Below are 16,895 nucleotides of genomic sequence, written 5' to 3' on the forward strand. Positions count from 1 at the left end.
CGGCGAGAGCCTGTTGCGGCGCACCGTTGCCGAGGTTTCAGAGCCCGCTACGTGGTGCTAACGCTGCCGGCCAAAGGAGATGATCGATGACGTCCGCACAGAAAACGGAAGCACTCGGATCCATCGCAACGATAGAACACATCATTCGCAAGTTTAGGGAATTGATTGATACGGACAGCTCGATCCCCCCGGAGCTGCGGGGCGCGCTGCACGCAACACTCGATGAGCATCTTATCGATGCAAAAAAGCGTGTTCTCTTACGGGGACATTAAGCGCGCCAATGCCCTGCATAAGGAGAAACAATTTGCCCTGGCCGGCGCCCGCCAGTACCGCAATCGGCATGATCCTGTCCGCACGGCCAGTCGGCGACGTTCCAGCCATGCACCGATCGCGCCGACGGAATCCAGCAGCATGGCCGCCCCTTTCTGCCTAGCGGGGATAGGATTGAGCTCGACGAGATCGAGCAATTGCTCATTGGTCTACAGAGAAAGCCAAGCACATTATATACATCGAGATGGTCCAGCTTCAGGCCCGTTCTCACGCACGGCCGTCGGCCAAACCGTCGCGATTGCCTTAGGCTGACTGCCGCGTTCGGCCTGCCGGTGAGCCATGCCGAGATTGCCACTTTCGGCGGAACCACGGCGCTGGTGATCGAGCGCCTGGCGGTGGACGAAGGATGGCCGCTTGCTCCGGCTGCCGCAGGAGGACTGCTGTCAGGCGCTGTCTGCTTGCCGCTACGCAAGTATCCGGGCGCGGCGGCCGGCAGGGTGGAGCTTCTTGATCTGCCAAAAAGGCAGCGATGTCCCTTCCGAGGACCAGGCGATTCTGCTGAGGGCGCAGATTCTCTTTTGGCCGATCGGCGTAACGCATGCAGAAGAAGCTTGTGACGTCGGTAGGGACATACAACTCCTACAGGATTGCCGGCGTACAGGGGCGGCATTTCGTGCAGACCCGCGAAACGGCGGGCGTAGCGAAAAGGCTCGTTCGGGATTCTATTGAAGCTATGGCAACTACCGCCAAAGCTGCTCTCGACAAGATCGAAAGCAAGCTGCACACGGGATTTCTCGGATCGATTCATACGTCGGTAAAAGCTGCCCGTCATGCAGCGCCTGGGTTCATTGAGAGTGCAATACCGGACAACCACGGTTGCTGCCGCCGGCCGACTAGGTGAAGTCGATGCCGCCGATGCCTTGTCACCTGCGCATTGTGGATCACGCGTTCCATGACGCACCGGCTCCCTCGTTCGGAAGTGAGTTGCCGTCACGCATCGCCGGACATCTCCTCCACTGCTCGGTCTTTGCCAAATCGCTGCGAATTGACGAAGCCGGCACGCCCGACATCACCAACACGGCCGTCGACCGAACGCTGCTGCAAACAAGAGCTGTCAACAGACAAAAAGCGAACCCGCGCATTTTCGGGACATTTGCCTTCACAAAGCCCGATGTGCTGAACCGAGCAGCCGGGGAACAGCGAGGCCTCGGGCAAACCCTCCCGGCCGGAGCGGGAGGGTGCCTCCGCCTCTTCGATGCGCGCGGCCATACGCAGGAATGCGTGCGGCCCAGACACCAAAGCACGTGCAGCTACCTCGTGGAATGCATATTTCAGTGATGGTGAGCAGCGATTTCGCGCGATCATGAGCGGCGAATTCAGACGATCGTGAGCAGCCCGCTCCGGCCGAGGCGGTGATAGAGTCAGCGTTCTGGCTGCTCGTCAAGGGTGATGGTTCTGGCGTTGCGTTTTCGCATGCTTTCGCCGGCAAGCTGGAGGCGGTGAGCGTTATGGACGAGGCGATCGAGGACAGCGTCGGCGTAGGTTGGGTCTCCGATAACTTCGTGCCATGTGTCCACAGGGAGTTGGCTGGTTACGATGGTGGAGGCGCGGCCATGGCGGTCCTCAAGGACTTCCAGTAGATCGCGCCGTTCGGCAGCGGTGAGCACTGACAATCCCCAATCGTCCAAAATCAGAAGCTGGGCGCGGCCAAGGGTTTTGAGCAAGCGGGCATAACGTCCATCCCCCCGCGCGAGTGCCAACGCTTCGAACAATCTTGGGACGCGATGATAGAGAACCGAGCGATTGTCGCGGCAGGCCTTGTGGCCGAGGGCACAGGCTAACCAACTTTTGCCCAATCCGGTCGCTCCGGTTATGAGCAAATTCTCGTGGCGATCGATCCAGTCGCCGCTGACCAGCTTGGCGAAGACGGCCCGGTCGATACCCCGCGGCGTGCGCAAATCGACGTCCTCCAAGCAAGCATTCTGGCGGAGCGCGGCCAGCTTGAGGCGCGTAGTGAGCCGCCTGGTGTCGCGTTCCGCGGCTTCCCGGTCGACCAGCAGGCCGATGCGATCTTCGAACGGCAAGGCTTCGAGATCAGGTGATCGTCGCTGCTCCTCGAAGGCCTTGGCCATGCCGCTCAAGCCGAGCTCGATCAGGCGTTCGTGGGTGGGATGGGTGAGCATACAGGTCTCCTTGGCTTCAGTGGAAATAATCCCGGCCGCGGATGTTGCCGTGGCGCAGGGGTTGGGGTTCGGAGGGCTCGTCGAGAAAGGTGCGATCCAGGCCGTTCTGGAGGATGGAGCGGATCGAGGCGACGGATCGCGCCTTGATCAGAATGCCGCGCCGGCAGGCCGCGTCGACGCGCTCGGCGCTGTAGCTTTTGGCCAGCGACAGAATGCCGAGGCAGGTGCGAAAGCCTTGCTCGGGATGCGGCCGGGCCGCGATCACGGCCTGGAAGAAGGCGGCGGTCGACGGACCGATCCGCTCGCCGGCGGCGATCACTCCGGCGGGCGTCCATTGGCCGTAGCGCCGATGGGCGCTGGGCATGTGGTCGGCGGTGGTGGTGTGGCCCCGCCGGTTGGGCGCGCGGGCGTGGCTGGCGATCCTGCGGCCGTTGTGGAAGATCTCGACCGTCCTGTCGTCGATGCGGGCATCGACAAGCTCACGGATGAGCCGATATGGCGTGGAATACCAGTGTCCATCGATCTCGATATGATAGTCGGGGCCGACCCGGCATCGCTTCCAGCGCGCGAAAGCGTAAGCCTGATCCGGCAGCTTTGTGAGCTTGGGCTTGTCGAGTTCGGAGAACAGTTCGGCGCGGCTGGCGCCAAAGTCGCGCATCTGCCGGGCATTGAGTTCGACGACGAGTATTTTGATGGCTGCGTTCAGCTCCGCCAACGAAAAGAAGCGTTGGTTGCGCAGCCGCGCCAAAATCCATCTCTGGGCGACTTGCACCGCAACTTCGACCTTTGCCTTATCTTTTGGGCGCCGCGGCCGGGCTGCGAGAATGGCCGTGCCGTAATGGCTCGCCATCTCGGCATAGGTTCGGTTGAGGCCAGGATCGTGGCGGTCGGGATTGGTGACGGCGGCCTTGAGATTGTCGCAGACCACGAATGTCGGCGCGCCGCCGAGGAAGGCGAAAAGGTTGATGTGGACCCGGATCCAGTCGGCGAGCCCCTCGCTTGGGCAGGCCTCGGCGTAGGTATAGTTGGAGGCGCCCATCGCTGCGACGAACAGCTTCATCGACTGCACTTCCCCACTTGAGGGGGCGATGACGTCGATGGTGTCGCCGGCGAAATCCACGAAAACCTTCTCGCCGCCCAGATGGGTCTGCCGCATCGAAGGCCGGGCTCGCCCCTTCCAGGCCTCGTAGGTCGTGCAGAACCATGTGTAGCCGAATCCATCGGGATGGCTGGCGCGATACTCGTCCCACAGCAGCCGGCGGGTCACGTTGCGCCGGCGCAGCTCCTTGTCGACATAGCCCCAGTCGGGAACGGGCCGCTGTGGGCTCTGTGACGCAGGCCTCGGCGCAGGGAAAAGCAGCAGCTCCAGGTCTTCGTCGGTCATTCCGACCGGCAACGGCCAGTTCAGTCCGGCAGCCCCGGCTCGGCGCAGATAGCTGTGCACGGCTCCGTTGCTGATGCCCAGGGTGCGCGCGATGGCTCGCTCCGGCAAGCCTTGAACATGTTTTAAGCGGAGAACCTCTTTGATCCGGCGCATCGACAATCTCTGGGTGGGCATCGGCCTTCCTCGTTCACTGACGAGGCAGTTCCTAAGCCGGTTGAGTTGTCGGCCGAAGCGGGCTGAGCCGCTGAAAAGCTGCTCACGATCCCGCGAAATCCGTGCTCACGATCGTCTGAAATCTCTGCTCACGATCCCCTGAAATCCGTGCTCACGATCCCGCGAAACATGCATCGTGGAACGAGCAAAGATCGACAAGATTGTCTCTCAGGGTGTTGTAGAGCGCTGCGCTATCACGGCACGCGCGCGTGCGAGCCGGCACTCACGGCTTCTCCGGTCACCGGCAAGCACATCCTGCCGGAATAAGATCACGAGCAGCGCATCGAATACGTGCACTTGAAAGAGGAAGGCGGGCGGCCGGCTCCACAGGTGCATTCTGCGCTCCCGCCGAAGCCAAGCCGTGCCAGGGAGCGGCACGGCAACGTTCCTGGATTGATGTCGTGGTCAGGCATTTTGCGCAACAGAAGGCAGGTCAGCAATGCGAGGACGGCCCATACCAGGGCGCGCTCCTGAGCTCTACAATTGCGCCGACACCTACCAGCCCTGGTAGCTCAGTTACTGTCGATAGCGGCGTAGCATCATTGCCGCGGCAAGACCAGGCTTCAGAAGGCACAGGTGCCGCACAACAATTGCGCATCTTAAGATCTTCGCGCGAGATCATGATAGGATTACCGTGGATCTTATCCTGATCTTGTATGAGCGATGAGAGGCGCGTTCACAGGCGTCAGGCGATGTCCAGCAATCCGTTTGGAGCAACGACAATCCTCGAGGGTATCCGACGTTGGGTTGAGATCGAGTCTCCAACGGAGCGGCCGGATCAGGTCAACATGCTCGTCGACCTCGTCGCCGCAGGCTATGGCGACTTGCCGGCAACTGTGGAACGTGTCGCGGGACGCGACGGCCGAGGGGATCACCTGATCGCACGCTCGTCCTGGGGCCAGGAGGCACCGGGCGTCCTGGTGCTGAGCCATCTCGATACCGTACACCCGATGGGCTTCATCGAGCGCCTGCCGTTCCGGATCGACGGCGACAGCGCGTTCGGTCCCGGCATCTACGACATGAAGGGCGGCGCGTATCTTGCGTATGATGCCTTCCGGCGGATCTGCGCCGATGATGCGCGCCCGCCGCTCGGCATCACCCATCTCTACTCATCGGACGAGGAGATCGGCAGCCCGACCTCGCGGGCGCTGATCGAGGCCGAGGGCCGCAAGGCCAAATATGTGCTGGTGACCGAGCCCGCGCGCGACGGCGGCAAGATCGTCACCGGACGCAAGGGCGTCGCGCGCTTCGACTTGCATATCAAGGGCGCACCGGCGCATGCCGGCACGCGCCCCGAGCACGGCCGCAGCGCGATCCGGGAACTCGGCCATGTGATCCTGGCGCTGGAGGCGATGAACGATCTCAAGCGCGGCATCACCGTCAATGTCGGCGTCGTCCGCGGCGGCACCAAGCCGAACGTGATCGCCGAGGAGGCCTATGCGGAAGTCGATCTGCGCGTGCCGACCATCGCCGACGCCGACGAGCTGGTGCCGAAGATCCTCGGAATCACCGCGCGCACCGAGGGCGTCACCGTGAAGGTGACCGGCGAACTGAACCGTCCGCCCTACGAGAAGAGCAACGCCGGCGCAGCACTTTACGAACACGCCAGGGAGCTTGCCGCCGAACTCGGCTTCGAGCTGCTCGATGTCTTCACCGGCGGCGGCTCCGACGGCAATTTCACAGCGCCGCATACCGCGACCCTCGACGGCCTCGGCGTCGACGGCAAGGGCGCGCATACCCATTGCGAGCAACTCTACATCTCCTCGATTGAGCCGCGCGCCCGACTCCTCTATCGCCTCTATCAGACACTGCAATAATTTCGACCAGCCGCCGGCCGCGACCGCGGCGTACGCCGGATCGGGGACGCGCTCCGATATTCGCGCCGCACGCCTCGAAATGGCGCAATGGGTCACATAAATCCCTTCCTGTCAGGCCGACCTGATCGAACACCATCCGGATCTCGCATTGGGCACTGAGGCTTCGGTGCCCATCCGACTGAATTTTCATGACTACCGCACGGCCGGATGTCCGGCCGCGAAATTGACTGCGACTAGGGCCTGTTTGGATTCATCTTGAATTTATCACAGCGGCGGTGAGATTGATCATGGCTTCGAAGCTGATATCTGTTTTGTCGGCTCGCATGGCGATCCGCTTGAATTCCTTGAGCTTGCAGAAGAAATTTTCGATCAGATGTCGCCATTTGTAGATTTCCGCGTCGATGGCGAGAGGTTTTGCGCGCCGCGGGTGCTGGGAGATGACGACCTTGGCGCCGCGTGCGTCGAGGTCGGCAATGATGGCGTTGCTGTCGAACGCCTTGTCGGCGATCATCGCATCGAAGGTCAGCCCTTCGATCAACGGCGGGACGCCGACCGTGTCGAAGCGCTGTCCTGGCAGCAGCACGAAACGCAGGAGATTGCCGAGCGCGTCGGTCAGTGCCAGGATTTTGGTGGTCATTCCGCCTTTCGAGCGGCCGATCGCCTGGTTTTGCGTCCCCCTTTTGCGCCCTGTCCGTGGCGGTGGACTTTGACGATGGTGGCATCAACCATGACGTACTCCATGTCCGGCTCGTCCGAGACCGCATCAAACATGCGCTTCCAGACGCCCGCCTTGGCCCAGTCGCGGAAGCGCGTGTACACGGTTATCCAGTTGCCGAAGGCGCGCGGCAGATCGCGCCACGGACTGCCCGTGCGCGCAATCCACAGCACGGCTTCGACAAACAGCCGGTTGTTATTGCCGCTCCGGCCGGGATCACCCGGCTTGCCAAGACAAAGCGGCTCCATCTTCGCCCATTGGGCATCAGTCAAAACGAATCGGTCCATCCCAAGCTTGAATCACAACCAAGCCAGGATGAGAATCCGGAATCCAAACAGGCCCTAGAGCGGGTAGCTGCCGCGCAGGCACGAACCTTTCCGGCCGGGGCTCGTCCGCCCGAACCTTGTTGTCAACTGGGGTGGCATTGTGACGCACATCGAGACACAGAATGAGTCAGCAACAACACTGTACGCGGCGTTTTGCGAGCAGACCTTGGCGCTTAGGCACGTGCATACAGGCTGCCAAGAGGACTTGAACCGGACGTAGCGTTAAATTGTACAATCTTAGGAAGGCACGAGTCTTCAGCTGCCGTCCGGACTGTGAAGGATTTCGAATGTCTCACATGGGCATAGCCACGCCGCAATGCTTGGGCGAGATCCTGGTCCGCGACAGCCGACCGCTCGAGATGTCTATGCGTTGCGTGTTGATCGCGCCGCCGCGGCGAGCAGGCGGTTGTGAAGGGGCTGCCATCCCACAGCGATACCGTTCAGCTGTCCTAAGCCGCATCACCGCAGAGTGGCCGAGGTCAGAGAAGATCAACTTCACCTCGCTTCAAAGACAATCAAAGCGGCGAGCCAGCTTCTCGACCGCTTACAGCGCTTTTGGGCGGTCCCAGCGCCCAAGCGCGCGACTACGGCGACCTGCAAAGCTCTTGCGTTGCAACGCCTCGCTCGGCGTAACCGGCGCGACATCAGAAGAGATAGCCTGGCATTCAGGAGCAGCAAGTTGAACGAGCCCGATGACGTAAAAAAGGTTCTGTTAGTCGACCACATTGAAGGCCAATGCCGGGCCATTATCGGCTTCAAAGATGAAGACCCTAGGAGCCCGTCCAGATATGTTTTCGTGACGGGCATTTGTTGTAGAGTAGCAGGCTCAGGCTGCGTTTGCGAGGTTGAACAGCTTGAGGAGGTTATGGACGGTGCAGATCATTGTCCACTCGGCGCGCACTTTCTCGATGCCCCGCAACAGGAACTGGCGGAAGCCTCTTGCCTGTTTGATCTGCCCGAACACCGGCTCCACCACTTGCTTTCGCAATCGGTAGGGTGTTTCGAAGCCGCCATCGTCGATCTTCTTTCGCATGGCCTGTGTCAGCGGGCCGCCGACTTTTCCGTTCGCTACTGTCGGGTGCTTGGCGCGTCCGGGCGCGACATAGCCATCGATGCTGCGTGTGTCGAGCGCTTCGAGATTGGCTTCGCTGCAGTAGCCGGAATCCGCTGAGGCCTGCCGCGGCTTGCGGCCAAGATTGCTCTCGATGGCCTCGATCAGGGGCACCAACTGGCCCTGATCGCTGCCGTGCTGGGTCAGTTCTTGCGCGACAATGATCTGGGCATGTGCATCGACGGCCGCCTGGGCATTATAGGCCTGAACGAAGCCATCCTTCGACTTCATGATGCGGCTTTCCGGATCGGTGAAGTTGCGTTGCGCCTTGGGATTGGGTTCCTCCGATGGCAGCGCCGCCGGTTTGCCCGGCTTCTTGCGGCCTTCGGCCTGGCGCTGCTGTTCCTTTTCGGCCTCGATGCGGCGCTCTTCCTCCGCCGCCAGTTTGGCGTCCGCTTCCAGCGCCGCCATCGCTTGCTGGATCTTCGCCAGCCGTTTCTGCTTGTCGACGGTCCAGTCCGGCAGTTCGTCGCTGTTGCCGAAAGTCTCATCCTCCGAGGCATCCGCCGCCTCGGCGGCCGCCAGCATGCGAGCGACCTCGGCCTTCAATTCCGCCTCGCGCTTCTTCATGCGCTCATAACTCATCGCCTTGTGTTTCGACGCGTTCGCCTTGATCTTCGTACCATCCAGCGCGACATGACCGAGCTTGACCAGCCCGGCCGTCTCGCACAACTTCAGAACCTGCACGAATAGCGCGCCGAGCGCCTTCAAATGTCGCTTGCGAAAGTCGCTGATCGTCCGAAAATCCGGCGCATCCAGCGCCACGATCATCACAAAATCGTTCCGCTCCCGGCAGGCCTTGGCAATCCGACGCGACGAATACAGCCCACTCGCATAGCTATGCAGCAGCAGCGCCACCATCATCCGCGGATCAAACGGCGGCTGCCCAAGCCCGCTCACATAGCTGCCCATGATCTCCCTGAGATCGAGGCTCTCCCGCACCAGATCAACCATAAACCGCGAGACATGGCCTTTCGGCACGAAGTCCTGCACATTCGGCGGCAGAAGCAGCGTCTGATCTATGTTCCAAGGCCGAAAATACTTGCTCATCGCCCAATGTTGAATCAGACCCGACCAGATTTGAACAGCGACTATCCAGACAAGCTCCTAGCCCGTCCTATTCGTCAGAGTGCGCCTGAGAGGCTGGCGAGCGTGGTGTAAAGCGCTGATGCGGCGTAGGATTCGGTTGCAAAGCCAACCCCATCACCTCAACCGCGAACGCCAGGCCCGCCATGACCGATGATACGATTCTGCCCTTCTCGTTTCCAGCCGTTCACGCCAAGAAAGTCACAGCTGCCTTCGATGGCGGTCGGCTGACCTCGAACGGGGGCGTGATGCTTCTGGCGATGGCCGAGCGGCGTCTCGGCTTGGCCGACAATTTGGCCCGGGTGTTCCCGGATCGGCGCGATCCGACGCGGGTCGTGCACAGCCTTGTCGATATGTTCCGCGCGCGCATGTTCGCGATCTGCTGCGGCTACGAGGACGCCGACGACCTCGATCATCTGCGGTCCGATCCCGCATTCAAGCTGGCCTGCGGACGGCTGCCGGACACGGGTCGCGATCTGTGTTCCCAACCGACGCTGTCGCGGCTGGAGAATGCTCCGCGCCTGCGCGACGTGATCCGACTGACCTACACTTTGGTCGACGCATGGATGGATAGCTACCCGCGCGAGCCGGCATCCGTCACGCTCGACATCGATGATACCTGCGATGTCGTCCACGGCCATCAGCAGCTCTCGCTGTTCAACGCTCATTATGACGAACGCTGCTTCCTGCCGATCCACGTCTACGACACGGAGAAGAGCCGGCCCGTGGCGGTCGTGTTGCGGCCCGGCAAGACGCCGGGCGGCGTCGAGGTGCGTGCCCATCTGCGCCGCCTGATACGGCATATCCGGACGCGGTGGCACAACAGGCGAATTACGTTCCGTGGCGACGGGCACTATGCTCGGCCGGAGGCCATGACGTGGTGCGAGACCAACGGCATCGACTACATCTTCGGTCTGTCCGGCACCAAGCCGCTCGCCAGAAAAGTCGACGAGGCCGCCGACGACATCCGCACGCGACGCGCCATCGAGAACCTGCCGGTTCTGCGTGGCTATACCGAGACGCGCCACAAGGCCAAGTCCTGGGATCGCGAACGGCGTACCGTCGCCCGTATTGAGGCGACGATGCTCGGCCTCGACATCCGTTTCGTCGTCACCAGCCTCGATGTCGGCTCGGCCGAGTGGATCTACGACAGCCTGTATTGCGCGCGCGGCCAAGCCGAGAATCTGATCAAGCTGCATAAGACACAGCTCGCCTCCGATCGCACCAGCTGCCGTTCGGCGCTCGCCAATCAAGTCCGCCTCGTTCTCCACACCGCCGCTTATTGGCTGATGCTGACCGTGCGCGACGCGATTCCCAAAGCCCGGGAATTGGCCACAGCCGAGTTCGCGACGCTGCGTCTTCGTCTCTTGAAACTCGCTGCCCGTGTCGTCGAGACCACGAGCCGCATTCGCCTTGCGTTTGCCGCGGCATGTCCCGAAGCCGACCTGATCCGCGGCTTGCCAGGCGCGCTGCGGCCTCTCGGTCCTTGACCGGCGGGGCGTCCGCCCCCCGTTCGCCCAACCTACACCTCAAGCGCGTTGCAAAGTACCGGTCGGTCAGGCGGTGAAAAGCCGAAGGCAATCCCGCGCGCCTCGTCAGAGCAGATGTGCGGCCACATCAATCGGACTAAAAAAACGCACTCTCACGAATAGGACGGGCTAGATCAACGAGGGCCGCTACCCCCTCGTTATTGTCATAGAGCCCGCTCTCGACGTTGGCGATCAGGCGTGCGGTTTGCATGCCGTTCCAGGTCAAAGTTCTGCGATCCGCGCAGCTCTCGTTGGCGTCAAGAGCAAGCTGGAAGTACTGCGCGCGCAATTGCGGGTTGGCCGCCGCCTGCCGCAGATCATTGGCCACCCCCTGCTGGAATCCTTCGTTCCCAGAGTTCACGGTACCCCGCAGCCCGTTGAGGAAGTTTGCGTATTGCTGGGCGCCGGGTTCTTCTGCAAAGCTCTGCCACTTGGCCACCACCTCGGGATCACCCTCCTTCGGATCCCGGTTGAGCCAGTCCGCTACTGTCTCGGGAAGAAACTGCGCAGCGGCGTCCTCCTCCGACTGATCTTCGTCCGTCTCGGACAAATCACTTCCTTCGTCGGCCAGAAACAAGACCCTCGGGCCGGCATACCCATAGGCACTTTGGATTGTGTTCAGGTTCGTCAGCACCTCCTCGGGCAGCGGATTGCCAGACACAACCATCTCGGCAGCAGCACCCAACTGCGTTAGCAAGCCCGTGGGTAGGCTGGTTAGCTGGTTTTGGCTAAGGTCAAGTCTTTCGAGACTGGCCGGGAGAGTCTCTGGCAGACGCGTCAACTGGTTTTCACTAACGTCAAGGCTTTCGAGCCTGGCCGGGAGGGTCTCGGGCAGGCTCGTCAATTGGTTGTGGCCAACGTTGAGGTCCTCGAGCGCGGCCGGGAGGGCGTCAGGCAGGCTGGTGAGCCGATTGTGGTAAACGTCCAGCGAGGCGAGCTCGGCCGGAAGCGCGGGCAGGCTGGCCAGCTGATTCCCCCTAACACTGAGCGAAGAGAGTGCGTCAGGGAGAGTCTCGGGCAGACTGGTCAGCCGGTTGAAGGACGCGTCGAGCAAGTGGAGCCCGGCCGGAAGTGGAGGCAGGCTGGTGAGGCGCAGCATTCCAAGATTCAGCTCGCCCTGATTCCAAGCATTCACTCGCCTTACAGCCTCTTGCCGATCCTCGAGCGGGTTCTGCCCCTCATCGACAGCCCACTCCTCCAGCATCTGGTCGTGCCCCCCCCCTCAGGAGCAGAAACCCCGAGGTTTGCCGGATCGTCAGCGGCGAGCACCGCGTGGGTCAAGACTCCAACCCACTGGGCCTCCTCACCTTCCCGGTCCTCGCCTTCGGAAGATTCGGCAGTGCTGCCATCACCGCGCTGAGCCTGCCCTGCATCAAAGGAATCCATTCCCTACTCCTTTGTCGGACTGAGCAAATCAAGGCGACCTATCAGCCCACATCGAACGGTTGCAGCATCTAAGACATTCAGCTTACGTCGAGCTGACGAGCGTTGAACTATGTTGAGGGAACGATCTGCGCGATGTGTGAAGGAGTTCGGCTTCGATTCGGTGCAGCCTTTCTCGGCTTGAGCCAGATGAGGCCCGAGCAGCAGGGGGATTGAGCGTCTTGAACTCAACAAAGCCGACGTCTGAACGGGTTACGAATAAACTGTCCTGAGCCATTGCTGCTCGGCCAGATGCAGAGTTCTTGAGTGTTCGCCATCAGCGCCTGTGAGACAAATCGAGGGATGTGTTTCGGCATGGACCCCAGTCCAACGCCGATTGACAGGCCGCCGCGTCTTTCTCAGCGGCACGAACATCCCGTTCGGCGGTCAGGGTCCTTTCCTCCGCCGGCATTACCCGGCTTCAACGGTCGTACGATCCTTTCCGACTCCCGCACGGTCCGCTGCCAGGAGCAGCGTCGAAGCCGCGACCTCCGACCGGGCGGGTCTCCCCCGATTACGCGCATCACCCTTCCAACGTGCCGTGTCCATTACCCCGGTGGACCGGACAGGTGCATGTGTCGATTGCTTCCCGCGCGGCCTTCCCCAAATTGGGGGTGGGTCTGCATCCACATTGCTTCTTTCGAGGCCTGCTTAAACTTTACTCGCCCTACGGCCCAGTGGATCGCTCAACCGTCCAAAGACGGCCTTTGTCACGAGGCTCCGATCCGTCAGTTGCCCTCTGAACCGCTCGTCAGCTACCAGATCAATCGACAACTCTCTGGGTGGAATCTCCCTCCACTGATAATGTTCGCCTTCGGCGTGCACCCCAGTTTCCCGCGCACACAGTCCGACTGGTGTCGGGCGAGAGCCGCTCCAGCCAACTCTATCCGCCCACGGCGACATCAGCCCCTGAGGCGGCTTTGCAGTGCCTGCCGATCGACGACGAGCTGGTCCAGGTGGACTGTCTGCCCTCCTTGCTCCAATTGCCTAACCAGCGCCCGCGTCCCGTCCACGACAAAGACACCGCAATCATAGCCGTTCCGCTGCTGGGCCATGCGGGCTGGCTCCAGGCGGAGGTCCAGCCTACCTGCGAGATGTTCTGCATCCTTGTTGTTGAGTCCCCCGTAGGAATCGTAGTGATAGGCGACCGGCCGCCCCCGGTCTCTGCGATCAACGAACAGCAGCGACCAATGGTTGCCGAGGCTATTAGGATCTTGAGGATCGGCATTAATCACGGGCAGGAACAGGAAGTCGGCTGTATCGTTACCATTATCGTAGACGATGCGCTGGAATTCGGTTCGCACGACGCCATCGTCGTTAGAGCGCAGATAATTTAGGACGATGAGGGGATTCACGAACCGCGTCCGGGCGGCGAGATCCGGATGGTTCCTCCGCAAATCCTGCTCCTGGAGCCGGTAATCCCTGTCGATATGCTCGTCGCCCAGCCATTCCGTGTCCTCGAGCACCAGCCCGCGGCCGTGGGACGAGGCTGTCGGATCTAAAGCCCCGATCTGAGCATTAGCGGAGGTGCTCGGAAACGGCCGTACAGAATTAGCCCGTCCTATTCGTGAGAGTGCGTTTTTTAGTCCGATTGATGTGGCCGCACATCTGCTCTGACGAGGCGCGCGGGATTGCCTTCGGCTTTTCACCGCCTGACCGACCCGTACTTTGCAACGCGCTTGAGGTGTAGGTTGGGCGAACGGGGGGCGGACGCCCCGCCGGTCAAGGACCGAGAGGCAGCAGCGCGCCTGGCAAGCCGCGGATCAGGTCGGCTTCGGGACATGCCGCGGCAAACGCAAGGCGAATGCGGCTCGTGGTCTCGACGACACGGGCAGCGAGTTTCAAGAGACGAAGACGCAGCGTCGCGAACTCGGCTGTGGCCAATTCCCGGGCTTTGGGAATCGCGTCGCGCACGGTCAGCATCAGCCAATAAGCGGCGGTGTGGAGAACGAGGCGGACTTGATTGGCGAGCGCCGAACGGCAGCTGGTGCGATCGGAGGCGAGCTGTGTCTTATGCAGCTTGATCAGATTCTCGGCTTGGCCGCGCGCGCAATACAGGCTGTCGTAGATCCACTCGGCCGAGCCGACATCGAGGCTGGTGACGACGAAACGGATGTCGAGGCCGAGCATCGTCGCCTCAATACGGGCGACGGTACGCCGTTCGCGATCCCAGGACTTGGCCTTGTGGCGCGTCTCGGTATAGCCACGCAGAACCGGCAGGTTCTCGATGGCGCGTCGCGTGCGGATGTCGTCGGCGGCCTCGTCGAGTTTTCTGGCGAGCGGCTTGGTGCCGGACAGACCGAAGATGTAGTCGATGCCGTTGGTCTCGCACCACGCCATTGCCTCCGGCCGGGCATAGTGCCCGTCGCCACGGAACGTAATTCGCGTGTTGTGCCACCGCGTCCGGATATGCCGTATCAGGCGGCGCAGATGGGCACGCACCTCGACGCCGCCCGGCGTCTTGCCGGGCCGCAACACGACCGCCACGGGCCGGCTCTTCTCCGTGTCGTAGACGTGGATCGGCAGGAAGCAGCGTTCGTCATAATGAGCGTTGAACAGCGAGAGCTGCTGATGGCCGTGGACGACATCGCAGGTATCATCGATGTCAAGCGTGACGGATGCCGGCTCGCGCGGGTAGCTATCCATCCATGCGTCGACCAAAGTGTAGGTCAGTCGGATCACGTCGCGCAGGCGCGGAGCATTCTCCAGCCGCGACAGCGTCGGTTGGGAACACAGATCGCGACCCGTGTCCGGCAGCCGTCCGCAGGCCAGCTTGAATGCGGGATCGGACCGCAGATGATCGAGGTCGTCGGCGTCCTCGTAGCCGCAGCAGATCGCGAACATGCGCGCGCGGAACATATCGACAAGGCTGTGCACGACCCGCGTCGGATCGCGCCGATCCGGGAACACCCGGGCCAAATTGTCGGCCAAGCCGAGACGCCGCTCGGCCATCGCCAGAAGCATCACGCCCCCGTTCGAGGTCAGCCGACCGCCATCGAAGGCAGCTGTGACTTTCTTGGCGTGAACGGCTGGAAACGAGAAGGGCAGAATCGTATCATCGGTCATGGCGGGCCTGGCGTTCGCGGTTGAGGTGATGGGGTTGGCTTTGCAACCGAATCCTACGCCGCATCAGCGCTTTACACCACGCTCGCCAGCCTCTCAGGCGCACTCTGACGAATAAGACGGGTTAGCATCGTCGCGCAATTCGGACGGCGTGGCCGCATTCAGATCAACAAAAGACTCAAGACCGCCGTAGGTGTCTGAGCGAGCCCTGGCAGCGGGCGCCGGCGCTGCTTCCAGGGTCGGCCACATACTCCAATCAAAGTTGAGCGGCATCTGCGGCGACCAGGTCGAGGTGGACCTGGCAGGTTCCTGCTCTCCAGCTTGGACTATCTCCTGCGCCTGCTCAGGGGGAACCCCGGACCACGGCGGGCCGTCTTCCACCATCAAACGCAGGTCCTGATCGTAACCTTCCGGGAGGACCAATGGCCGACTGACAGCTCCCTGCGGCGCGCTGTGCTGCGCAGGGGCGCCTCCGACGTACGTCGCGACCGCATGCGGCGCCGTGGCTCCTTTGGCCAACTGCTCGCGTCCTGCGACGCGCTGTGCTGCGCAGCGGCGGCGCCGCCCCGCCTCGGCTCCATCAGTGCCGCGTCTTCGGGATCAGGAACGGGGGAAATATAGCGCTCGAGCTCCATCGCTTTAGCGCCGGCCTGCGATTTTCGGAGATCAGCCAGTGCGGCACCGATAGTCGGATTACCCCCGGCGTCCTTCCTATAGCGCTTAACATCTTCATCCAACGTGTTGCCGGAAAGCCGACCAGCAATGCCCTTCTTGTTGTTTTCACGCAGGTAGTCACTGAAACTGCGTAGAGCAGTTGCATGCCTCTTGCCGGTCCCTGTCGCTGCTTCGTTTTTGTATTCTTTGATGAGGGCCACGTCCTGGAGGTGAGGATTCAGCTCAGCGCGGCCTGCGATCGGCACGACTCCGCCCGTCGACTGGAAGGTCCGGAGACGATCTATTGCCCTAAGGAGGAGACCGGGCTTACCGTTTCCGGCGAACTCGCGCGCATCATCGGTCAGTGACTCGTTGTCGAGCCGAGCAACAATGCCCTTTTTGTGATTTGCGAAGAGCGAGCGGCCAAAGCCGCGAAGCGAATATACATAGTCCTTGGCGGTGCGCTCGGCGCCGGTGCCCTTGATGAGGCCCTTCTCAAGCCCCGAAATAAGGCGAGCGTCCTCGGAATAAAGAGGCTTGTTCCGCCCCATTAAAACCCGAGTTGACTGAGCCGGCTGCGGCGCCGAGGACGACGGGCCGGGTTCGTCCATCCGGCCCAAATCCTGATCGTAGCCTTCCGCAGGAAGCAGCTCCTCTGGCAAACTGCCCGCGCCCTGCGACGCGCTGTGCTGCGCAGCGGCGGCGCCGACCCGCCTCGACTCCGTCAGTGCGGCGTCTTCGGGAGCAGGAACGGGGGGAATATGGCGCTCGCGCTCCATCGCTTTAGCGCCGGCCTGCGATTTTCGGAGATGGGCCAGCGCGGCACCGATCCTCGAATCAGCACCGGCGACCTTCCTATAGCTCTCGACATCTCCATCCAGCGCATTGCCGGAAAGCCGACCAGCAATGCCCTCCTTGTAGTTTTCACGCAGGTAGTCACTGAAACTGCGTAGAGAAACTGCATACGTCTTGCTGGTTCCTGTCGCTGCTTCGTTTTTGTACTCTTTGATGAGAGCCACGTCCTGGGGGTGAGGATTTAGCTCAGCGCGGCCTGTGATCGGCACGACTCCGCCCGTCGACTGGAAGGTCCGGAGATGGTCAATTGCCGAACGGAGTCCCCTG

Annotated in this window: 12 protein-coding genes and 1 pseudogene; 4 read left to right on the top strand and 9 right to left on the bottom strand. The window is 61.8% G+C overall.

All coding sequences use genetic code 11. The features are described from left to right. Window positions 1-86 precede the first annotated feature (86 nt). Both HAP54_RS00900 and HAP54_RS00905 read left to right on the top strand, forming a co-directional pair. Complete coding sequence (locus HAP54_RS00900; protein ID WP_084518780.1) at window positions 87-272, top strand: hypothetical protein; 186 nt, start codon at window positions 87-89, stop codon at window positions 270-272. 596 nt (window positions 273-868) lie between these two features. Then, window positions 869-1,171, top strand: coding sequence for a type II toxin-antitoxin system HipA family toxin (locus HAP54_RS00905; protein ID WP_166298532.1), 303 nt, complete (start codon window positions 869-871; stop codon window positions 1,169-1,171). An 89-nt stretch (window positions 1,172-1,260) separates the two neighbouring features. Here the strand turns inward: HAP54_RS00905 and HAP54_RS00910 are convergent, their stop codons facing one another. The 3 genes from HAP54_RS00910 to istA form a co-directional block, all read right to left on the bottom strand. Further along, the gene (locus HAP54_RS00910; RefSeq protein WP_166298533.1) at window positions 1,261-1,539 is read right to left on the bottom strand and encodes a hypothetical protein; all 279 of its coding nucleotides are present in this window, start codon (window positions 1,537-1,539) and stop codon (window positions 1,261-1,263) included. A gap of 152 nt (window positions 1,540-1,691) precedes the next feature. Next, window positions 1,692-2,453, bottom strand: a complete 762-nt coding sequence (gene istB / locus HAP54_RS00915; RefSeq protein ID WP_029085260.1) for an IS21-like element helper ATPase IstB — start codon at window positions 2,451-2,453, stop codon at window positions 1,692-1,694. 16 nt (window positions 2,454-2,469) lie between these two features. Next, on the bottom strand, window positions 2,470-4,011 hold the full coding sequence (istA, locus tag HAP54_RS00920; protein WP_166217180.1) for an IS21 family transposase: 1,542 nt from the start codon (window positions 4,009-4,011) through the stop codon (window positions 2,470-2,472). A 731-nt stretch (window positions 4,012-4,742) separates the two neighbouring features. Here istA and HAP54_RS00925 point away from each other — a divergent pair. Continuing rightward, window positions 4,743-5,867, top strand: a complete 1,125-nt coding sequence (locus HAP54_RS00925; RefSeq protein ID WP_029084811.1) for a M20 family metallopeptidase — start codon at window positions 4,743-4,745, stop codon at window positions 5,865-5,867. Between the two features lie 250 nt (window positions 5,868-6,117). Here the strand turns inward: HAP54_RS00925 and HAP54_RS00930 are convergent. Beyond that, window positions 6,118-6,869, bottom strand: a pseudogene (locus tag HAP54_RS00930) (IS5 family transposase). An 865-nt stretch (window positions 6,870-7,734) separates the two neighbouring features. Further along, entirely contained in the window at window positions 7,735-9,069 is a 1,335-nt protein-coding gene (locus HAP54_RS00935; protein WP_166202952.1) for an IS1182 family transposase, read from the bottom strand. 182 nt (window positions 9,070-9,251) lie between these two features. Between HAP54_RS00935 and HAP54_RS00940 the strand changes: the two genes are divergently transcribed. Continuing rightward, a complete protein-coding gene (locus tag HAP54_RS00940; RefSeq protein WP_166298534.1) occupies window positions 9,252-10,595 on the top strand; it encodes an IS1380 family transposase in 1,344 nt (447 codons plus the stop codon). Window positions 10,596-10,731: 136 nt separating this feature from the next. Here the strand turns inward: HAP54_RS00940 and HAP54_RS00945 are convergent, their stop codons facing one another. From HAP54_RS00945 to HAP54_RS00960, 4 genes are all read right to left on the bottom strand, one after another. Further along, window positions 10,732-11,838, bottom strand: a complete 1,107-nt coding sequence (locus HAP54_RS00945) for an NEL-type E3 ubiquitin ligase domain-containing protein (RefSeq protein ID WP_224741424.1) — start codon at window positions 11,836-11,838, stop codon at window positions 10,732-10,734. Window positions 11,839-12,958: 1,120 nt separating this feature from the next. Further along, a complete protein-coding gene (locus HAP54_RS00950) occupies window positions 12,959-13,522 on the bottom strand; it encodes a Ulp1 family isopeptidase (protein WP_312022755.1) in 564 nt (187 codons plus the stop codon). 256 nt (window positions 13,523-13,778) lie between these two features. Further along, complete coding sequence (locus HAP54_RS00955; protein WP_166204320.1) at window positions 13,779-15,122, bottom strand: IS1380-like element ISBdi2 family transposase; 1,344 nt, start codon at window positions 15,120-15,122, stop codon at window positions 13,779-13,781. Window positions 15,123-15,502: 380 nt separating this feature from the next. Then, window positions 15,503-16,837 carry a hypothetical protein gene (locus tag HAP54_RS00960; RefSeq protein WP_224741423.1) on the bottom strand — a complete coding sequence of 445 codons (1,335 nt, stop codon included), beginning with the start codon at window positions 16,835-16,837 and terminating at the stop codon, window positions 15,503-15,505. Between the last annotated feature and the right edge of the window lie 58 nt (window positions 16,838-16,895).

It is taken from the genome of Bradyrhizobium sp. 2S1, assembly GCF_011516625.5.
Lineage (GTDB): Bacteria > Pseudomonadota > Alphaproteobacteria > Rhizobiales > Xanthobacteraceae > Bradyrhizobium > Bradyrhizobium septentrionale.

What these genes read in the sequence shown, in the direction of transcription:
- HAP54_RS00905 (WP_166298532.1), top strand. Translation starts at nt 869, where the DNA reads ATGCAGAAGAAGCTTGTGACGTCGGTAGGGACATACAACTCCTACAGG.
- istA (WP_166217180.1), bottom strand. Translation starts at nt 4,011, where the DNA reads ATGCCCACCCAGAGATTGTCGATGCGCCGGATCAAAGAGGTTCTCCGC.
- HAP54_RS00955 (WP_166204320.1), bottom strand. Translation starts at nt 15,122, where the DNA reads ATGACCGATGATACGATTCTGCCCTTCTCGTTTCCAGCCGTTCACGCC.
- HAP54_RS00935 (WP_166202952.1), bottom strand. Translation starts at nt 9,069, where the DNA reads ATGAGCAAGTATTTTCGGCCTTGGAACATAGATCAGACGCTGCTTCTG.
- HAP54_RS00910 (WP_166298533.1), bottom strand. Translation starts at nt 1,539, where the DNA reads ATGGCCGCGCGCATCGAAGAGGCGGAGGCACCCTCCCGCTCCGGCCGG.
- HAP54_RS00940 (WP_166298534.1), top strand. Translation starts at nt 9,252, where the DNA reads ATGACCGATGATACGATTCTGCCCTTCTCGTTTCCAGCCGTTCACGCC.
- istB (WP_029085260.1), bottom strand. Translation starts at nt 2,453, where the DNA reads ATGCTCACCCATCCCACCCACGAACGCCTGATCGAGCTCGGCTTGAGC.
- HAP54_RS00925 (WP_029084811.1), top strand. Translation starts at nt 4,743, where the DNA reads ATGTCCAGCAATCCGTTTGGAGCAACGACAATCCTCGAGGGTATCCGA.
- HAP54_RS00900 (WP_084518780.1), top strand. Translation starts at nt 87, where the DNA reads ATGACGTCCGCACAGAAAACGGAAGCACTCGGATCCATCGCAACGATA.
- HAP54_RS00945 (WP_224741424.1), bottom strand. Translation starts at nt 11,838, where the DNA reads ATGCTGGAGGAGTGGGCTGTCGATGAGGGGCAGAACCCGCTCGAGGAT.